Below are 19,627 nucleotides of genomic sequence, written 5' to 3'. Positions count from 1 at the left end.
CAGTCGCGCGGATTTCTGACAAGGAAACCAGCGTGGCAGGCGAATCGAACGTCGCGGTCGGGCATGGCGGGGCGGCCGAACCAGACGGGACAATGGAGCGAGACCCTGGAGAGGGCTCAGAAAAAGATATGGCCCACCAGGGAGAATCAGAATGACAGCGAGACCGGAAACAACGCTGAGCCAGCGGTACGGCCGGGTTGTGATGAATACCTTCGGCCCGCCGCAGCTTGCGCTGGTCAAAGGCGAAGGCGTGACGGTGTGGGATGACGCAGGCACGCCTTATCTCGACCTGCTGGGTGGCATTGCGGTGAACGCGCTCGGATACGCGCACCCGCGCCTGGTCGAAGCGGTGGCAACGCAAATGCGCACACTCGGCCATGTGTCGAATTTCTTTACGACGCCGCCTCAGGTGGAACTGGCAGAAAGACTGCGCGGCATTTTTGCGGCGGAGGGTTACGACGGCGCCTCGTTCCGGGTTTTCTTCGCCAACTCCGGTACCGAGGCCAATGAGGCCGCATTGAAGGTGACCCGGCTGCATAAGCCCGGTGGCCGGGTGCTGGCACTAACACACTCATTCCATGGGCGCACACTCGGTGCGTTGTCGGTCACGGAAAAGCCCGCAATGCGTGATCCCTTTGTCCCGCTGCCCGATAATGTCACATTTGTCGAGCCGACGGCGCAGGCGTTGGAAGAAGCCTTTGATGACGACGTCGCCGCACTGTTCATCGAGCCGATTCAGGGAGAGGCCGGGGTCATCCCACTGAGTCAGCAGGCACTAATACGTGCGCGGGAACTCTGCGATGCTCATAGCGCACTACTTGTGATGGACGAGGTGCAAACAGGTGTGGGGCGAACCGGTCGGTGGCTCTGCTCAGCAGAGCATGTGCGCGCCGACGTCGTCACCTTGGCAAAGGCCTTGGCCGGTGGTTTCCCGATTGGAGCCTGCGTGGCGGTGGGAAATGCTGCCGGTTTACTCGGCCCGGGCAGTCACGGTTCCACATTCGGCGGAAATCCGGTGGCAAGCGCGGCCTCCCTTGTCGTGCTGGAAGAAGTCGAGAAGCTGCTTCCACATGTGCGGGAGGTCGGTACCTGGCTGGCTGCACAGTTGCAAGAATGTGGATACCGGGTGCGCGGCGCCGGTTTGCTCCTCGGGGTCGAAGTCAATGACTCGGCTCGCGCACGCGACTCATTGCTGGAGCGGGGAATTATCGTAAACGCGCCGAATCCGCAGACTATCCGGCTGGCACCTCCACTGGTGGTCACCCAAGAAGACCTGGCGCCCTTCGTCGCCGCCATGAGTGAACTGGCACCAGAACTGCAGGCCGGATTATGAGTGCGTCGCAGGTCGCGATTCCTACGACCCGCGCTGCACGGCAGGCCCTGATTGTGCAGCTATTGGCCAAGGATGCCATTGGATCCCAGAGAGCCTTGCGCGCGCGTTTGGCGGACGAAGGAATCTCCGTGACTCAGGCGACTCTCTCGCGCGATTTAGAGGAGTTGCGGGCGGTGAAAGTAAGAAACAGCTCCGGTCAGCAGGTGTATCAGATCCCGGATCCGGGGGAGACGGTTGCTGCCGCGCAGGGGGCACGTGCCCAGCTCGATAGATGGTGCTCAGAGGTTTTGATCAGCGCGCAACGCGCCGTCAATCAAGTCGTGCTGCGTACACCGCCCGGAGCGGCACAACTGCTGGCGTCGGGAATCGACCGGGCCATGCTGGACGGCGTGCTGGGCTGCATCGCCGGCGACGACACCGTCCTTGTAATCGCCAATGATGAGAGGCAGGCGGAGAGGCTACTACGCGAACTTTTGGCATTGGCCTAGCACTCAGCGCGCACACGGCCGATATTCGATAAATGAGCCGTCCCGCGGAGGGCGGTGAAGTCAAGCATAATGAGAAACGTTCCGGCGCAGGCCGGAAGATACAAGGAGATGAGATGTCGGAACATAAGGATCGTGTTGTTCTTGCTTATTCGGGCGGCCTGGACACATCGGTAGCCATCGGCTGGATCGGTGAGCAGACGGGGATGGAAGTCGTCACGGTGTCTGTCGACGTCGGGCAAGGAGGCGAAGACCTCGAGACGGTGCGGCAACGGGCGCTCGATTGTGGAGCGATTGAGGCGTATGTTGCCGATGCGCGCGATGAGTTTGCGACGGAGTACTGTATGCCGGAACTCCAGGCCAACGGTCTATACATGGATGCCTACCCGCTGATTTCCGCTGTTTCCCGGCCGGTTATCGTCAAGCATCTTGTGACCGCAGCGCGGCAGTTCGGAGCAACGGTGGTGGCTCACGGGTGCACCGGTAAGGGCAATGACCAGGTACGGTTTGAAAACGGAATCACCTCGCTTGCACCCGATCTGACCTGCATTTCACCGGTCCGTGATCTTGCCATGACGCGTGAATTCGCCATCAACTACGCTAATGAACATAAGCTGCCCATTGAGACCACTCACCACAACCCGTTCTCCATCGACCAAAACGTATGGGGGCGGGCGATTGAGACGGGCTTCCTCGAGGACCTATGGAATGCTCCGACGAAGGACGTTTACAACTACACCGATGATCCGACGTATCCGCCGCTACCCGACGAGGTGACGATCACATTCGACAAAGGCATCCCGGTTGCTATTGACGGCCGGGCCGTGACACCACTGGAGGCCATTCAGGAGATGAACCGACGCGCTGGTGCGCAGGGCATTGGCCGCATCGACATCGTCGAAGACCGGCTTGTGGGTATCAAGTCGCGTGAGATCTATGAGGCTCCCGGCGCCATGGCGCTGATCACGGCTCATCGGGAGTTGGAGAATGTCACGATGGATCGTGACCAAGCGCGCTTCAAGCGTACCGTTTCCGACCAATGGACGAATCTGGTGTACGAGGGGCAGTGGTTCTCGCCGTTGAAGCGATCTCTGGACGCCTTCATTCGCGACACGCAAGAGTACGTGTCCGGTGATATCCGGATGACACTGCACGGTGGAAGCGCCGTTGTGACCGGCCGCCGCTCGGACACATCGCTGTACGACTTCAACCTCGCCACGTATGATGCCGGGGACACGTATAACCAGGCCAACGCCAAGGGATTCATCGAGATCTTCGGTCTGACCTCGAAACTGGCGGCCGCCCGCGATGTCCGGTTCGGGCGCGGTGAGGCCATGGGGAAGCCGAATCTCCACTGATTCTCCTGTTTGAATAACGTAGATCCGGTGCCCGCCGAGGCCCTAGCTCGCGGTGGGTGCCGGATTGCGTTTACTTGGTCGTCACCACCGCCGACTCTGGAATGTGCCAGGCATGGTCGCGACAGCTGCGGGGATGTCATACTTGGGGCATGGACCCGTTGAATAGCACGATTGCCAGCCAGTTGAACCATCGAACAATTCGTAAGTTCGGCACGCAGCCGATTCCGCCCGAGCAGCTTGAGCAGTTGCTAGAGGTGGCGCGGCGCACTGCTACGTCGCGCAATATGCAGCATGCCTCAATCATCCGTGTAACGGATCAGGCGCTACGGGAGGATCTTGCAGAGGTCGCGACACAGGCGTATATGGCCGAAGCTCCCGAACTGTGGATTTTCATCGTAGATACGCATCGATCACAGAGCATTCTGGAAGAACAGGACGCGCCCGGACCCGGCCCGGCATCCATGGATGCTTTTACGGAAGGTTTCACCGACGCCTGCCTCATGGCACAAAACGTAGTTGTCGCCGCGGAATCGCTGGGGCTGGGAACCAATTACTTCGGCAACATTCTCAACGACGCCGAGCGTGTGATTGATTTACTAGCTCTCCCACCGCTGACCTTCCCGGTGGTCGGATTGTGCATTGGCACACCGGCCCAGGAACCGCAGCTGAAGCCGCGGATGGAGATGAAACTGCGCGTGATGGAGAACCATTACGCCGAGCCGGAGTCGTGGGGCGAGGCGCTGGTGGATTACGACGACGTCCTGCAGACGTACTATGACCTGCGCGAACCGGGCCGTGCGGTGGACTCGTTCACCAAGCAAACGGTCACACGCATGGCGGTGGTAAAGCCGAACCGTGCGCAACTGCTGCGCGTAGTACGCAAACAGGGCTACGATCTGGCGCTGTGAGACCCGGGGCGAATAACGCCCCTGCGATCTTTGGCCATGCTATGGCGTGTGGAGGCATAGCATGGCCAAGTCGGTGCTCCCACGATGCGGCGCAATGCTCGCATCGAACGCACAAGGCCGCGATAAGTGTACGTGGCGCGATAAGTGTACGTGGCGCGTCGAGCCCAGGATGCCCCGACTAATGCACATTGCCGCGTCCAGCAAACATGGGTTGCCGTGTACGTTTGCGCCCGCGTCCAGCCCGGCATGAGCGTCGGAGGTCTTCTGGCGAGCATGCGCTACAGTGCTGGCCTACAGCGTCGCAACTAGCACTGCCTTGATGGTGTGCATACGATTCTCCGCCTGGTCGAAAACGGCCGAGCGGCTGCTGTTGAAAACCTCATCGGTTACCTCGAGGGCCTCCATTCCCGTGAGTTCGTAGACCTCTTTGCCGACGCTGGTCTCAAGATCGTGGAATGATGGCAAGCAGTGCATGAAAATTGCATCCGGATTGCCTGTCAGATCCATAACGGCCCTATTGACCTGATAGGGGCGCAGGATATTGACGCGCTCTTGCCACACCGCTTTCGGCTCACCCATGGATACCCAAATATCGGTGGAGACCACATCGGCTCCGCGCACGCCGCTTTCCACATCGTCCGTGATTGTGATCCGTGCGCCGGTGATCTTCGCCGCCTCTTGCGCGATTTCCACGGCCTGCGCATCGGGCTGGTAGGCCTCGGGTGCCACGATCCGCACGTCCATTCCGAGCATCGCGGAAGATACCAGCAAGGAACGGCCGGTGTTGAAACGGGCGTCGCCAAGATACGCGTGCGCAACCTCGGTAAACGGCTTATTCGTGTGCTCACGAATCGTCAGTGCATCGGCAAGCATCTGCGTGGGATGCCAGTGATCGGTCAAGCCGTTGAAGACGGGTACACCCGCGTACTGCGCTAATTTCTCGGCATCGGCTTGGCGATCACCACGGAATTCAATGCCGTCGAACATTCTGCCCAGAACACGCGCAGTATCGGCGATGGATTCCTTGTGGCCGATCTGAGAGCCTTGCGGGTCCAGGTACGTGGTGTGTGCACCCTGCTGGAATGCCGCGACTTCGAAGGCGCAACGTGTACGCGTGGAAGTCTTTTCGAAAATCAGCGCGATGGACTTGCCGACCAGTCGCTGAGTCTCCATTCCGGTTCGCCGCTCGTGTTTGAGCTGCGCGGCCAGATCGACAAATGACAGCCACTCATCCGGCGTGAAGTCTTGTTCCTTGAGGAAAGAGCGTCCCTTGAGATCCATGCCGCAAGTGTAGCGGGCGCCTACACCACGAACACAGCCGGGTGCATAACATGGTCACTATGAGTAATCACATCGCACTGTGGGGTGGCCGCTTCGCCGGCGCTCCGGCGGATGCACTAACCGAGCTCTCGCGTTCCACGCAGTTCGACTGGCGTTTGGCACGTTATGACATTGCGGGTTCACGGGCGCATGCGCGAGCGCTGCATGCCGCTGGACTTTTGGACAGCAACCAACTGCGTGCCATGCTCGTTGCACTGGACGAACTCGATAGGGATGTGGCGGCGGGTGTTTTCGTTCCCGCTCCGGATGATGAGGACGTACATACAGCATTGGAACGCGGGCTCCTGGAGCGAGCGGGAGACGAACTCGGAGGTCGACTGCGGGCCGGGCGGTCCCGAAACGATCAGATCGCCACCTTGATCCGCATGTACCTGCGTGACGAGGCCCGTGTTGTCGGTGGTAAGCTCCTCGACGTCGTTGACGCGCTGGTGGCGCAGGCCGCGGCTGCCGGAGACGCCGTGATGCCGGGCCGAACGCACATGCAACACGCCCAACCGGTGTTGGTCGCTCACCAGTTACTCGCCCACGTCTGGCCGATGCTGCGCAATATCGACCGGCTTGTGGACTGGGATGCGCGGGCGGCAGCCAGTCCGTACGGCTCGGGAGCCTTGGCGGGCAACACTCTGGGGCTGGATCCCGAAAGCGTGGCCGCGGACCTCGGTTTCGCCACTGTCAGCGAGAACTCAATCGACGGCACGTCCTCGCGAGATGTCGTGGCCGAGTTCTCGTACATCATGGCGCAGATCGGTATCGATATCTCTCGTGTCAGCGAAGAGGTCATCATTTGGAATACGAAGGAGTTCGGCTTCGTCACTCTCGACGATGCCTATTCCACCGGGTCGTCGATTATGCCCCAGAAGAAGAACCCCGATGTTGCCGAACTCGCGCGTGGCAAGTCTGGGCGCCTGATCGGAGATTTGGCGGGCTTACTGGCCGCACTCAAGGGCCTTCCACTGGCGTATGCCCGTGACCTGCAGGAAGACAAGGAACCGGTGTTCGACCAAGTCGATACCTTAGATGTGTTGTTGCCGGCAGTGGCGGGAATGCTCGCCACTATGACGCTGCAACTGGAGCGTATGGCGGAGCTGGCACCGCAGGGATTCTCCTTGGCGACCGACATTGCCGAGTGGTTGGTCCGGCAGGGGGTTCCCTTCCGGCAGGCACACGAGATCTCCGGTGCCTGCGTGCGCGAATGCGAACGGCGCGGAATAGAACTGTGGGACCTGAGCGACAAGGACCTTGCCGGTATCGATAGTAGGCTGACCGCGCAGGTGCGCAATGTTCTCAATGTGGCCGGGGCGGTAGCGGCGCGTTCGGGTCGAGGGGGAACGGCCCCGGTCCGCGTTGCGGAACAGCTCGCGAAGGCACGCTCAGTTGTGGAACACCGCCGCGGTTTCACCGAGTCACGAATCGTGGCGCGCTGATGCTTGACCTGGCGGCGAGTCCGGTGGAGGTGGCTCCGCAACTGCTCGGCGCTTATATCGACGTTGCCGGAGTGCGTGTTCGATTGACGGAGGTCGAAGCGTACTGTGGCAAGGTTGATCCCGGCTCCCACGCCTTCCGGGGAAGGACGGAACGGAACAACTCGCTGTATCTTGCTCCAGGCCATGCCTACGTGTATTTCACCTACGGAATGCACTATTGCCTAAATCTGGTTGCGTGGCCGGAAGGAACGGCCGGGGGAGTGCTTCTGCGTGCCGGTGAGGTGGTGGAGGGACTGGAGATTGCGCGTCAGCGGCGACCGGGAGTGATAAGAGATCGCGAACTGGCGCGTGGACCTGCCAATTTGGTGCGGTGCCTCGGCATCGATCACTCAGCCGATGGCAGTCCGATAACTCTCGACGGCGTGCTTTTTGACGACGCCGCCGCCCCGGACGACGTCGTCGTCGCGGTGACGAGCAGGGAGGGACCGGCTCCCGGCACGATACGCAGTGGTGGGCGTGTGGGAGTCTCCGGAATTGGCGGTGACGGACAAGCCTTCCCGTGGCGCTACTGGATTGATGGCGACCCGACGGTGTCGGCATATCGTCGGGCAGCACCTCCGCGGCGTCGCTCGGCCAAGCGGTCATAGAGGCTATGAGAGCGCAAGTGATTAGCGGGCGCCTCGGTGGGGGCCTTGCGTCCGTCGTGCGGGCCTTTTGCGCGGACGGCGTCGGTCGTGCTGATAGTGCCGGATCGGCGATGGAATCGGCTCGGTTGAAGTCGGCAGCCGTACCCGTTGATGCAGCGCCAGCGTCGGTGCGGCCGGTATTGCGGGTCACCACCGCACCGAGGGCGGCAGTGTTGCGGTGAGAAAGAAGCGGTGCCGTGGTGACTGAGAGAGAACCTGAGCCTGAGAGGGAGCAACGGGCGTTCCTTTTCCTTGTGAATCCGAAGCTGGCCTATGACCCTTACCCTGACTGGCGGCGCTGGATTCCGCAATTGGATGCTGGTGCGCGGATTCGTTCTAGATGGAACACCGGGGCGCGTCGCCGCGGCATGGCCGCGGGAGACCGCGGCGTCGTCGTCAAGGTCGGGCAGGCTCCACGCGGTGCGGTGGCGCTTGTGGAGATTTGCAGTGAGATCCGTCTGGGACCGCATTGGAATCCGCTGGCGCGCTCTCGTGAGACGGGCTACGTCGATATAGAGTTCACGGATCTCATGGAGTTAGACGCCCCGGTGCCATTGAGCATGTTGCGGCTTGTTGCCCCCGGTGTGCGGTGGACTCCGCGCATGTCCGGCACGGAAATTCCTATGCAGGTGGTACTCGAATTGCAACGGCTCGTACGTCGATGATGGCAAAGGACGTGGGCGGGTAGACCAAGCGCAGGGCGAGATTAGCGATCTTAGTGCTGACAGGGCAGACTTAGGCATGTGCCCGATGGTCGGGCCCAACCGTAGGAAAGGCGGAGAAGTGACTGACGTCCTCGACGAACTGCAGTGGCGCGGGCTTATTGCTCAGCACACCGATTTGGAAGCGCTGCGCAGCGCTCTGAACAACGGGCCGGTCACTTACTATTGCGGTTTCGATCCGACCGCGCCCTCTTTGCATCACGGTCATCTGGTGGCGGTGAAGGTTATGCGGCACCTGCAGTTGGCGGGTCACCATCCGCTGGCGTTGGTAGGGGGAGCAACGGGTCTTATCGGCGATCCGCGTGCCAAGGGGGAACGCACGCTGAACACGAAGGACGTGGTGGCGCGGTGGGCGGACGCTCTGCGCGGACAACTGGAGAGCTTGCTCGATTTCGAGGGGGAGAATCCGGCGCGTATCGTCAACAATCTTGATTGGACGGCGTCCATGAGCGCGGTCGACTTCCTGCGTGACCTGGGCAAGCATTTCCGTCTTGGCACGATGCTCGCAAAGGACATCGTCGCACGTAGGCTCGCCAGCGACGAGGGCATCTCCTTCACGGAGTTCAGCTACCAGATCTTGCAAGCCAACGACTACCTGGAGCTGTACCGACGTTACGGTTGCACGCTGGAAGTGGGCGGCAATGATCAGTGGGGCAACCTTGTGGGAGGAATGGAACTCATCCACAAGGTGGAGAACGCCGACGTGCATGTTCTTACCAACCCGCTTATTACCAAGGCGGACGGCACGAAGTTCGGTAAGACGGAGGGTGGGGCAATTTGGCTGAACCCGGAGATGTTCAGCCCATACAAGTTCTACCAGTTCTGGCTCAATATCGCCGACGACGACGTTATACGTATGCTCAAAATCTTCACCTTCCGCACAAGGGAGGAAATTGAGGAGTTGGAGCGAATGGTGCAGGAGCGCCCGGCGGCGCGGCAGGCACAGCGCATTCTGGCGGAGGACGTGACGACGTGGGTCCACGGAGCCGATGCCACCGAGCGCGTCATTGCGGCATCCCGGGCGTTATTCGGCGGTGAGGAGTTGAGCGCGCTGGATGCCGAAACCCTGGCCGATGCCGTGGCCGAGTTGCCACAGGCGACTATCGCTTTTGGGGAGCCTGTCGTCAACGCGTTTGTTCAGGCCGGACTCGAAAAGGGCATCGGCGCGGCACGACGTACCGTTGCCTCCGGGGGACTCTACGTTAACAACCGGAAGGTGGTCGATGGTCAGGAGGTGCGCAGCGGCGATGTTTTACCTGGCGGCATCGTGCTACTGCGCAAGGGCAAGAAGAACCTTGCGGTGGCGCGGGTGCAATAGGGCTTGCCCGTCCCAGTTGTTCATGTAAGCAGTTGGCTCTCTTCGCATCGGCGTAGGCATCGGGCCGTTCCCGCTGGTATCGGGGCACGGACTTTGCCTGCGCCGTAGGCAATGTACTCGGAGCCGTCATCTTGCGTATTGACCCGTCCTTCGTGTGTTCATCTGAAGGCTCGGAAGGCAAGGCGCGAGGGGAGCCTCGCGGCCCGTGCCCCGGCCACGATCAGCGCCGCCAGAACGCATCAGGCGCGGAACCTGCCGACGGAGCGATCTACGAAGAGGCAAATGGTTCTTCGACCGGTAGCGGGCGGTGTAGCCAGACTCGATTCCATGGCGGCCCGCCACGTGACTAGCCCATATAGCGAAGATTGCAGCGGAAAGGCGCGCGTGGGCTGTCTCACCCGATCCTGGCTTGACCAGGTCCTGCCAGCTGAGTAGTCTCTTATCTGCTGCCGGAGCGCGGCGGAATCCAATGAGGAAAATCTGCGGGTTCAGTGTGCTCTGGGGTGGCGAGTTCTTCGAAGGAATCGAGCGGTCGCGTTTGACGCGACAGGCGAAATCTGGTAGACTCGCTGAGTGCCCCTTCCGGAGGCCAAGGTGGTAACGCCGACGTCTTCTGGGGTGTGGGTGTGGTGTTTGGGTGCTTGATAGTGTGTCTGGTTTTTGTTTTTTGTTTGGTGGCTGGCTGTCTGCTGTTGTGGTGGGTGGTTGGTTGCTGTTTTTGTTGGGTTGGGTTTGGCTCTCTTTTTGTTTTTTGTGGAGAGTTTGATCCTGGCTCAGGACGAACGCTGGCGGCGTGCTTAACACATGCAAGTCGAACGGGCTCATTCTGGCTTTTTGGTTGGGGTGGGTTAGTGGCGAACGGGTGAGTAATACGTGAGTAACCTGCCCTCTTCTTCGGGATAAGCTTTGGAAACGGGGTCTAATACCGGGTATTCCCTTGGTGTCGCATGGTGCTGGGGGAAAGGGTTTTTCTGGTGGGGGATGGGCTCGCGGCCTATCAGCTTGTTGGTGGGGTGATGGCCTACCAAGGCGTCGACGGGTAGCCGGCCTGAGAGGGTGACCGGCCACATTGGGACTGAGATACGGCCCAGACTCCTACGGGAGGCAGCAGTGGGGGATATTGCACAATGGGCGCAAGCCTGATGCAGCGACGCCGCGTGGGGGATGAAGGCTTTCGGGTTGTAAACCTCTTTCGGCAGGGGACAAGGCTGCTCGTTTGGGTGGTTGAGGGTACCTGTAGAAGAAGCGCCGGCTAACTACGTGCCAGCAGCCGCGGTAATACGTAGGGCGCGAGCGTTGTCCGGAATTATTGGGCGTAAAGGGCTCGTAGGCGGTTTGTTGCGTCTGCTGTGAAAACGCGGGGCTTAACTTCGCGCGTGCAGTGGGTACGGGCAGGCTGGAGTGCGGTAGGGGTGGCTGGAATTCCCGGTGTAGCGGTGGAATGCGCAGATATCGGGAGGAACACCGATGGCGAAGGCAGGTCACTGGGCCGTTACTGACGCTGAGGAGCGAAAGCATGGGGAGCGAACAGGATTAGATACCCTGGTAGTCCATGCTGTAAACGTTGGGCACTAGGTGTGGGGCTTGTTTGTGGGTTCTGCGCCGTAGCTAACGCATTAAGTGCCCCGCCTGGGGAGTACGGCCGCAAGGCTAAAACTCAAAGGAATTGACGGGGGCCCGCACAAGCGGCGGAGCATGCGGATTAATTCGATGCAACGCGAAGAACCTTACCAAGGCTTGACATGCGTCGGGATCGTGCAGAGATGTGCGGGTCTTTGGACTGGCGTGCAGGTGGTGCATGGTTGTCGTCAGCTCGTGTCGTGAGATGTTGGGTTAAGTCCCGCAACGAGCGCAACCCTTGTCTCGTGTTGCCAGCATTTGGTTGGGGACTCACGGGAGACTGCCGGGGTTAACTCGGAGGAAGGTGGGGATGACGTCAAATCATCATGCCCCTTATGTCTTGGGCTTCACGCATGCTACAATGGCCGGTACAGAGGGTTGCGATATCGTGAGGTGGAGCGAATCTCTTAAAGCTGGTCTCAGTTCGGATCGTAGTCTGCAACTCGACTACGTGAAGTCGGAGTCGCTAGTAATCGCGGATCAGCAACGCCGCGGTGAATACGTTCTCGGGCCTTGTACACACCGCCCGTCACGTCACGAAAGTTGGCAACACCCGAAGCTCGTGGCCTAACTGCTTTTTTGGTGGGGGGAGCGGTCGAAGGTGGGGTTGGCGATTGGGACGAAGTCGTAACAAGGTAGCCGTACCGGAAGGTGCGGCTGGATCACCTCCTTTCTAGGGAGTGCCCTGGTGTGCTCATGCTTGTTTGTGGGTGTGGGTGTTGGGGTGCTGTTGTTTTGTTGGCCAGGCGCACTGTCAGGCTCTTGGGTGTTATGCCTTTGCTGCCCGTGTCTGCCTTCTTGTGTGGGGGTGGGTGTGGTGTTGGTGTGGTGGTTGTGAATTGTATAGTGGGTGCGAGTATCTTGAAAGTGTTGTAGGTGTTTATGGGCGTTCGGTGGATGCCTGGGTACCAGGGGCCGAGGAAGGACGTTGCGGCCTGCGATATGCCTCGGGGAGTCGGCGAGCGGGTGTTGATCCGAGGGTGTCCGAATGGGGTAACCTGGCCGGGGTTGTGCCTGGTCGTTCGTGTCTGAATGTATAGGGCGCGGATGGGTACGCGGGGAAGTGAAACATCTTAGTACCCGTAGGAAGAGATATTCCGTGAGTAGTGGTGAGCGAAAGCGGATGGTGGCCTAAACTGTGCGTGTGTGAGAGTCGTCGGGCGTTGCGCGTGCGGGGTTGTGGGGCGTGGCTGTTGTTCCTCCGACGGGGGGCTGCGTGTTGATGCTGGGGTAGTCGAAGGGTCTGGGAAGGCCTGCCGGAGAGGGTGAGAGCCCCGTAGGTGAAATCCTGGTGTTGCGTGTTGGTTGCGTTCCCGAGTAGCACGGGGCTCGTGGAATCTCGTGTGAATCTGGCAAGACCACTTGTCATGGCTGAATACTCCTGGTGACCGATAGTGGATAGTACCGTGAGGGAATGGTGAAAAGTACCCGGGAGGGGAGTGAAATAGTGCCTGAAACCGGGCGCCTACAATCCGTCAGAGCCCTTTTTTGTGGGGGTGATGGCGTGCCTTTTGAAGAATGAGCCTGCGAGTTAGTGATGCGTGGCGAGGTTAACCCGTGTGGGGTAGTCGTAGCGAAAGCGAGTCTGAAGAGGGCGTGAGTCGCGTGTTCTAGACCCGAAGCGGGGTGATCTACCCATGGCCAGGGTGAAGCTCGTGTAAGAGCGTGTGGAGGCCCGAACCCACCAGGGTTGAAAACCTGGGGGATGAGTTGTGGGTAGGGGTGAAAGGCCAATCAAACTCCGTGATAGCTGGTTCTCCCCGAAATGTATTTAGGTACAGCGTTGCGTGGTTCCTTGTGGAGGTAGAGCGACTGGGTGGCTGATGGGCCTGACAGGGTTACTGAGGTCAGCCAAACTCCGAATGCTGCAAGGGTTGAGCGTGGCAGTGAGACGGCGGGGGATAAGCTTCGTTGTCGAGAGGGAAACAGCCCAGATCGTCGGTTAAGGTCCCGAAGTGTGTGCTAAGTGGGAAAGGATGTGGGGTTGCTGTGACAGCCAGGAGGTTGGCTTAGAAGCAGCCATCCTTGAAAGAGTGCGTAATAGCTCACTGGTCGAGTGGTTCTGCGCCGATAATGTAGCGGGGCTTAAGCACACCACCGAAGCCGCGGATGCCCAGCGTGTTCCCGGGCCTGCCTTGGGGTGGGTTGAGGGGTTGGGTGTGGTAGGGGAGCGTTCTGCGTGGGGTGAAGCTGCCGGGTGACTGTGTGGTGGACTGCGTGGGAGTGAGAATGCAGGCATGAGTAACGAGAGACGGGTGGGAATCCCGTCCGCTGATTGACTAAGGGTTCCAGGGCTAGGTTGTTCCGCCCTGGGTTAGTCGGGTCCTAAGGCGAGGCCGACAGGCGTAGTCGATGGGTGACCAGTTGATATTCTGGTACCGGCGAAGAACCGTCCATGTGGGTGTGGGTGATGCTAACCATCCCGGATCGCGCGGTCGTCTTTCGGGGCGGGTGTGTGTGATGGCGTGGGGTCCGAGCCTGCTTCTGCAAGCGTGTTAACAGGTGTGACGCAGAGTGGTAGTCCCGCGTGCCTTATGGCTTGGCATGTTTAAGGGTGTGGGTCGTTCCTTTGGTAAATCCGGGGGGCATGTGACTGAGGCCTGATGATGGCATCCCGTTGTGGGGTGGATATGGGGTGATCCTGTGCTGCCGAGAAAAGCATCGACGCGAGGTTTGAGCCGCCCGTACCCGAAACCGACACAGGTGGTCAGGTAGAGTATACCGAGGCGTGCGAGTGAATCGTGGTTAAGGAACTCGGCAAAATGCCCCCGTAACTTCGGGAGAAGGGGGGCCCGTGTCTTGACATCCCCGTGCGGGGTGGAGGGGTGTGGGTCGCAGAGAAGAGGGAGAAGCGACTGTTTATCAAAAACACAGGTCCGTGCGAAGCCGTAAGGCGATGTATACGGACTGACGCCTGCCCGGTGCTGGAAGGTTAAGCGGACTGGTTAGCTCCTCTGTGTGGGGGGTGACGCTAGGAAGTTAAGCCCCAGTAAACGGCGGTGGTAACTATAACCATCCTAAGGTAGCGAAATTCCTTGTCGGGTAAGTTCCGACCTGCACGAATGGCGTAACGACTTCTCCGCTGTCTCGACCACGAGCTCGGTGAAATTGCAGTACGAGTAAAGATGCTCGTTTCGCGCAGCAGGACGGAAAGACCCCGGGACCTTTACTATAGCTTGGTATTGGTGTGTGGTGCGGTTTGTGTAGGATAGGTGGGAGGCTGTGAAGCTGTCACGCTAGTGGTGGTGGAGTCGTTGGTGAAATACCACTCTGGTCGTAGCGCGCATCTAACTGTGGTCCGTGATCCGGGCCCGGGACAGTGCCTGGTGGGTAGTTTAACTGGGGCGGTTGCCTCCTAAAGGGTAACGGAGGCGCTCAAAGGTTCCCTCAGCCTGGTTGGCAATCAGGTGGTGAGTGTAAGTGCACAAGGGGGCTTGACTGTGAGACTGACGGGTCGAGCAGGGACGAAAGTCGGAACTAGTGATCCGGCGGTGGCTTGTGGAAGCGCCGTCGCTCAACGGATAAAAGGTACCCCGGGGATAACAGGCTGATCTTGCCCAAGAGTTCATATCGACGGCATGGTTTGGCACCTCGATGTCGGCTCGTCGCATCCTGGGGCTGGAGTAGGTCCCAAGGGTTGGGCTGTTCGCCCATTAAAGCGGTACGCGAGCTGGGTTCAGAACGTCGTGAGACAGTTCGGTCCCTATCCGCTGCGCGCGTTGGAGAATTGAGAAGGGCTGTCCCTAGTACGAGAGGACCGGGACGGACGGACCGCTGGTGTGCCAGTTGTCCCGCCAGGGGCATGGCTGGTTGGCTACGTTCGGAAGGGATAACCGCTGAAAGCATCTAAGCGGGAAGCCTGCTTCAAGATGAGTTCTCGATCCATGCTCTCTTGAGGGTGTGGGGGAGGTCCCCGGAGATGACGGGGTTGATAGGCCGGATGTGGAAGCCTTGTAAGGGGTGGAGCTGACCGGTACTAATGACCGATGACCTATAACACGTGTTTTCTTGTGTGCTCGCGCCTACTATACGATTCACGATCCCCACGCCAAGCAGGCCACTCGTGTGAGGGGCTTGGTGGTTGGGTGTGGGTGCCCGTGTTGTTTGTGGTGGTGGTCATAGCGGTAGGGAAACGCCCGGTCCCATTCCGAACCCGGAAGCTAAGCCTGCCAGCGCCGATGGTACTGCACTCGGCAGGGTGTGGGAGAGTAGGACACTGCCACCACGTTCTCGGTTGGTCTGGGGGCCAGAACCCGCAAGGAGTTGTTGTCTTGTGGGGTTCTGGCCCTCGGGCGTATGCGTGTTGTCTGTGGGTATTGTGTTTAGACGCATTCCTGGTTGTTGTCTTGGCCCACCAGACAAACCCGACAGCGCCCTGCAGGCGCCCGACAAGCACGACAGGCACCCGGCAGGCGTGTGGAGTCACGGGCCTATAGGCCCGGTGGTGGTCACCTCTGCCACACTCTTACCCGGCCCCGGGCCCGTGTTTGAGCTGGCACGGAAGCCAAATCCCGCCGCGCCGACCCGCTCAGGCATTGAAACGGTGGCCGAGCGTAGCACCGAGATACCGAACCAGCACGGCCGTGATGGCACAAAGAATGCTCGGCACAGGCCCGGTGCCAACAACCCCGGGTTCTCGCCGTCTCGCGGATCATTCCCCCCGCTCATCGACCGTTAGTATTCGCCGACGGGCAAACACTGCGACGATGATGCAGAGACAACAGTGCCAACCATGAAAACCAACAAGGACGGCGGCAAACACAGTCCCCAGCAGCACCTCGACCAAGATCCACCACGCCGACCCACAAGCCACATCACGCCGACACGGCTCGCCCGTGCCAACCCACCAACCAAATTTCCCGGGCTTTCAGCAAAACGCCGGATCATTCACGCAAAACCACGCAAAACCACGCAAAGCCACGGAAAACCCGAAGAACCCAACGGCACCCCACGACACGCACCACCAACACTCGCACACGCCACCAGCACCGCGCCACAGCGCCCGGCGCTCACCGCACCAAACACGAGCAACAGGCACACCGTCTAAAGCCATACCCGAGACCTAGCGAACACCCAAATGGCATTCCCACCTATGCCTAGAAGCAGGTACACTCTTAGCGTTGTCTCTACAACCATGATGCTTGCTTATAACTGAACCGCGAGGGTGGAAATGTCAGAGGATCAGAATACGTCAGGTGAATTCGAGCGCGAGGAGCGCCCATCCTCCGGGTGGCAGTCGGCCTCAGATCGACGCGCTAGGTCGTCCCGAGACGATGGTGGTCGTCGTCGGGATGATCGTGGGTGGAGTCGTGGTGATGATCGTCGTCGGGATGATCGACGCGGGTATGGCCGGGACCGTTACGAGCGTGGTGAAGGACGCCGCTGGGAAGACCGCCGTGACGACGACGGACGCGGTCGTGGTGGCTACCGGGAGGACCGGTACGGACACTCTGATTCCCGCCCACGCCGAGACGACCGCTACCAAGACCGTGGCGGCTACAAACGCAACGACCACCGAGACAACGACCGCCGCTGGGACAACGGCGACGGTTACCGAGGCCAACGCGAGAACCGGCGGGATCGTTACGGCGATGATGACCGGCGTGACTACCGCCCCCGCGGGCGCGACGACCGCGATGGTGGTCGTCGTCGGGATGATCGTGGGTGGAGTCGTGGTGATGATCGTCGTCGGGATGATCGACGCGGGTATGGCCGGGACCGTTACGAGCGTGGTGAAGGACGCCGCTGGGAAGACCGCCGTGACGACGACGGACGCGGTCGTGGTGGCTACCGGGAGGACCGGTACGGACACTCTGATTCCCGCCCACGCCGAGACGACCGCTACCAAGACCGTGGCGGCTACAAACGCAACGACCACCGAGACAACGACCGCCGCTGGGACAACGGCGACGGTTACCGAGGCCAACGCGAGAACCGGCGGGATCGTTACGGCGATGATGACCGGCGTGACTACCGCCCCCGCGGGCGCGACGACCGCGATGGTGGTCGTCGTCGGGATGATCGTGGGTGGAGTCGTGGTGATGATCGTCGTCGGGATGATCGACGCGGGTATGGCCGGGACCGTTACGAGCGTGGTGAAGGACGCCGCTGGGAAGACCGCCGTGACGACGACGGACGCGGTCGTGGTGGCTACCGGGAGGACCGGTACGGACACTCTGATTCCCGCCCACGCCGAGACGACCGCTACCAAGACCGTGGCGGCTACAAACGCAACGACCACCGAGACAACGACCGCCGCTGGGACAACGGCGAGGATCATAGGCAACATCGCGATTCTGAGCCCGAATTGCCGGAGACGGTATCAGCGAAGGATCTTGATTCCGAGTCGCGGCGGCACCTCATGGCTCTGCGAAAGGAAACCGCAGACAGAGTTGCGCGGCACTTGGTCTTCGCGGGTTCGATGATGGATGTCGACCCTGAGATCGCCTACGAGCACGCGCGCGCAGCGTATCGTCGCGCAACGCGGGTGGACGTTGTGCGGGAGGCCCTGGGGGTGGCGGCCTACCTGACGGGGCGTTATTCTGAAGCGCTTCGCGAACTGCGGACATATCGTCGCATGACAGACGACTATAGCCATGTTGCGCTGGAGGCAGACTCAGAGCGGGGACTCGGGCGTCCGGAGAAGGCGTTGGCATTCATATCGGAGATTCCGCTCAAGCGCCTTGCTCCCGAGGAGCAGATTGAACTGGCGTTGGTCACCTCAGGCGCACGCGCGGACAGTGGAGACTCTGCCGGTGGTCTGGCAGTCCTGGAACGTATCAAGGTCGAGAATCTAGATGAAATGTTGCGGGCTCGCGTCGAGCTAATCCGCGCTGATCGACTGGCGGAGTTAGGACGAGAAGAAGAGGCCGAGGAACTTCGTTCGACCTGGAAGCCGGTGTACGACGAGAACGGTGAGGTCGAGGTCCTTGAGGATGAGGAGCTTGTGTCTGAGGGTGAGGGAGAGATCGATTCCGCAGGTGCAGGTGAGGAAATGCTCGGCGACGTTGACGAGCCTGAGCTAAGCGAAGGCGATGACGATGATCAGCGAGAGTTTGAATGGGACGACGACGCGTTCGCCGAGGAAACCGCCAGCGCTGGGGCTGAGCATGGCGATGGTCCGGAGGGCGTTGATGGTCCGGAGGGCGTTGATGGTCCGGAGGGCGTTGATGGTCCGGAGGGCGTTGATGGTCCCGAGCGCATTGATGATGCGCAAGACACTGATCAAGAGGAGTACGAGTGATGACCGAGACTTCTGCGGCCCAGACTCTTGCCTCCCGGTTTGATGTAGGACTCTTCGACCTAGATGGCGTCACCTACACCGGGAAGAATGCGGTGCCCCATGCGGCCGAAGGCATTCGCACCGCCCTGGCCAACGGCATGCGTGTCGCCTACGTCACAAACAATGCCTCTCGCACCGGCGAACAGGTGGCTGAACAGCTTGTTTCCTTAGGTATGCCTGCACGCCCCGAAGAGGTGGTTTCTTCGGCTCATGTCGCCGTTGGTCTTGCGCAAGAACGGCTTGCGCGCGGTGCGCGGTTGATGATCATGGGTGGCCCGGGCTTGCACGATGCCGTTGCCAAGGCCGACTATTTCACCGTTGTGCAATCGGCAGATGACTATCCGGAAGCGGTTATTCAAGGCTTTTTTCCGGAGGTCAACTGGGAGGCACTATCCGAGGTGGCGCTGGCAATCGCCAATGGAGCCATGTATATCGCTACCAATCTGGATAAGAGCGTCCCGCGAGAGCGGGGAATCATGGTAGGCAATGGCTCTCTTGTACTGGCGGTATGCAATACCACCGGCGCTGTCCCGCTGTCTGCCGGTAAGCCAGAACCAGAGATCTATCGCATGGCGGCACGCTTCAAGAACGCGGAGAACCCGTTGTTCATCGGGGACAATCTGGATACGGATGTAAAAGGGGCAGTGACCGCGGGCATTCCGTGTCTGCATGTTCTCACGGGCTTGGCCTCTGCCCGCGATATCGTTCTGGTTGAACCAGCACGTCGTCCCACCTACCTGTGTGACGATCTACGCGGACTTAATGAGCCCTATCCGGAGCATAGTCGCGACGACGATGGCTGGCATGTGGTGGGAGACCGCCGCGCCCGCTGGACCGGCACTGCCTTCGAATTGGGCGGAGCGCAGTTGACGGACCCGCTTGACTTGAACACTTATCGTGCCCTGGCGGCGGCGGCGTGGGCGGCCAGTGACGCCGGTACCGATGCGAAGGCTCTTGCCGCTGCCGTTCCGGAACTAACAGTGCGCCGGAAGTCCGAGCACTGACAACATGACGACCGCACCATCGGCCCGGTCAAGGGACGTGCGATTGAGGCGGGAGGGCGGCAGCTCCCCGTCGTCTGCGTGCATTTGAGGCGAAGGCGCGCAGGTTTGGATCGCGGGAAACCCCGTCGTCGGCGCCATACAGCGAT

General features: G+C 60.4%; 12 protein-coding genes and 3 rRNA genes. 14 read left to right on the top strand and 1 reads right to left on the bottom strand.

Annotated features, from left to right (window positions below; all coding sequences use genetic code 11):
- The first annotated feature begins 151 nt into the window (after positions 1-151).
- The 4 genes from DDD63_RS06535 to DDD63_RS06520 all read left to right on the top strand — a co-directional run bounded on the left by DDD63_RS06535 (position 152) and on the right by DDD63_RS06520 (position 4,084).
- The gene (locus DDD63_RS06535) at positions 152-1,333 is read left to right on the top strand and encodes an acetylornithine transaminase (RefSeq protein WP_108715691.1); all 1,182 of its coding nucleotides are present in this window, start codon (positions 152-154) and stop codon (positions 1,331-1,333) included.
- Positions 1,330-1,821 (top strand): arginine repressor, encoded by a 492-nt coding sequence (gene argR, locus DDD63_RS06530; protein WP_108715690.1) that lies wholly within the window; start codon positions 1,330-1,332, stop codon positions 1,819-1,821. Before DDD63_RS06535 ends, argR begins: the two co-directional genes overlap by 4 nt.
- Positions 1,822-1,934: 113 nt before the next feature.
- Positions 1,935-3,176 (top strand): argininosuccinate synthase, encoded by a 1,242-nt coding sequence (locus tag DDD63_RS06525; RefSeq protein WP_108715689.1) that lies wholly within the window; start codon positions 1,935-1,937, stop codon positions 3,174-3,176.
- A 149-nt stretch (positions 3,177-3,325) separates the two neighbouring features.
- Positions 3,326-4,084: an NADPH-dependent oxidoreductase gene (locus tag DDD63_RS06520; protein WP_108715688.1), complete on the top strand. Its 759-nt coding sequence runs from the start codon at positions 3,326-3,328 to the stop codon at positions 4,082-4,084.
- Between the two features lie 291 nt (positions 4,085-4,375).
- On the opposite strand, the gene argF is transcribed toward DDD63_RS06520, so the two are convergent.
- Positions 4,376-5,365 (bottom strand): ornithine carbamoyltransferase, encoded by a 990-nt coding sequence (gene argF, locus DDD63_RS06515; protein ID WP_108715687.1) that lies wholly within the window; start codon positions 5,363-5,365, stop codon positions 4,376-4,378.
- A gap of 59 nt (positions 5,366-5,424) precedes the next feature.
- Here argF and argH point away from each other — a divergent pair, with 59 nt between their 5' ends.
- The 10 genes from argH to DDD63_RS06470 all read left to right on the top strand — a co-directional run bounded on the left by argH (position 5,425) and on the right by DDD63_RS06470 (position 19,481).
- On the top strand, positions 5,425-6,849 hold the full coding sequence (argH, locus tag DDD63_RS06510; RefSeq protein WP_240611193.1) for an argininosuccinate lyase: 1,425 nt from the start codon (positions 5,425-5,427) through the stop codon (positions 6,847-6,849).
- On the top strand, positions 6,849-7,496 hold the full coding sequence (locus DDD63_RS06505) for a DNA-3-methyladenine glycosylase (RefSeq protein WP_108715685.1): 648 nt from the start codon (positions 6,849-6,851) through the stop codon (positions 7,494-7,496). Before argH ends, DDD63_RS06505 begins: the two co-directional genes overlap by 1 nt.
- A gap of 239 nt (positions 7,497-7,735) precedes the next feature.
- Positions 7,736-8,200 carry a hypothetical protein gene (locus tag DDD63_RS06500; RefSeq protein ID WP_125482454.1) on the top strand — a complete coding sequence of 155 codons (465 nt, stop codon included), beginning with the start codon at positions 7,736-7,738 and terminating at the stop codon, positions 8,198-8,200.
- Positions 8,201-8,318: 118 nt separating this feature from the next.
- Entirely contained in the window at positions 8,319-9,575 is a 1,257-nt protein-coding gene (gene tyrS, locus DDD63_RS06495; protein WP_108715683.1) for a tyrosine--tRNA ligase, read from the top strand.
- Positions 9,576-10,325: 750 nt separating this feature from the next.
- Positions 10,326-11,868, top strand: a 16S ribosomal RNA gene (locus tag DDD63_RS06490).
- Positions 11,869-12,065: 197 nt separating this feature from the next.
- Positions 12,066-15,194, top strand: a 23S ribosomal RNA gene (locus DDD63_RS06485).
- Between the two features lie 109 nt (positions 15,195-15,303).
- Positions 15,304-15,420, top strand: a 5S ribosomal RNA gene (gene rrf, locus DDD63_RS06480).
- The 16S, 23S and 5S rRNA genes sit together here, the layout of an rRNA operon.
- A 1,048-nt stretch (positions 15,421-16,468) precedes the next feature.
- Complete coding sequence (locus DDD63_RS12000; RefSeq protein ID WP_125482452.1) at positions 16,469-17,620, top strand: hypothetical protein; 1,152 nt, start codon at positions 16,469-16,471, stop codon at positions 17,618-17,620.
- Positions 17,617-18,438 (top strand): hypothetical protein, encoded by an 822-nt coding sequence (locus DDD63_RS12460; RefSeq protein WP_205647209.1) that lies wholly within the window; start codon positions 17,617-17,619, stop codon positions 18,436-18,438. The genes DDD63_RS12000 and DDD63_RS12460 overlap by 4 nt, the downstream gene beginning before the upstream one ends.
- Positions 18,438-19,481 carry an HAD-IIA family hydrolase gene (locus DDD63_RS06470; RefSeq protein WP_108715682.1) on the top strand — a complete coding sequence of 348 codons (1,044 nt, stop codon included), beginning with the start codon at positions 18,438-18,440 and terminating at the stop codon, positions 19,479-19,481. Before DDD63_RS12460 ends, DDD63_RS06470 begins: the two co-directional genes overlap by 1 nt.
- Positions 19,482-19,627 lie beyond the last annotated feature (146 nt).

The organism is Actinobaculum sp. 313 (assembly GCF_003073475.1).
Classification (GTDB): domain Bacteria; phylum Actinomycetota; class Actinomycetes; order Actinomycetales; family Actinomycetaceae; genus Asp313.
This window is presented reverse-complemented; position numbering and strand designations above follow the sequence as displayed.

Excerpts from the sequence above, each read along its gene's own strand:
- DDD63_RS06535 (WP_108715691.1), top strand. The coding sequence starts at position 152 with ATGACAGCGAGACCGGAAACAACGCTGAGCCAGCGGTACGGCCGGGTT.
- argR (WP_108715690.1), top strand. The coding sequence starts at position 1,330 with ATGAGTGCGTCGCAGGTCGCGATTCCTACGACCCGCGCTGCACGGCAG.
- DDD63_RS06525 (WP_108715689.1), top strand. The coding sequence starts at position 1,935 with ATGTCGGAACATAAGGATCGTGTTGTTCTTGCTTATTCGGGCGGCCTG.
- DDD63_RS06520 (WP_108715688.1), top strand. The coding sequence starts at position 3,326 with ATGGACCCGTTGAATAGCACGATTGCCAGCCAGTTGAACCATCGAACA.
- argF (WP_108715687.1), bottom strand. The coding sequence starts at position 5,365 with ATGGATCTCAAGGGACGCTCTTTCCTCAAGGAACAAGACTTCACGCCG.
- argH (WP_240611193.1), top strand. The coding sequence starts at position 5,425 with ATGAGTAATCACATCGCACTGTGGGGTGGCCGCTTCGCCGGCGCTCCG.
- DDD63_RS06505 (WP_108715685.1), top strand. The coding sequence starts at position 6,849 with ATGCTTGACCTGGCGGCGAGTCCGGTGGAGGTGGCTCCGCAACTGCTC.
- DDD63_RS12000 (WP_125482452.1), top strand. The coding sequence starts at position 16,469 with ATGGTGGTCGTCGTCGGGATGATCGTGGGTGGAGTCGTGGTGATGATC.
- DDD63_RS12460 (WP_205647209.1), top strand. The coding sequence starts at position 17,617 with ATGATGGATGTCGACCCTGAGATCGCCTACGAGCACGCGCGCGCAGCG.
- DDD63_RS06470 (WP_108715682.1), top strand. The coding sequence starts at position 18,438 with ATGACCGAGACTTCTGCGGCCCAGACTCTTGCCTCCCGGTTTGATGTA.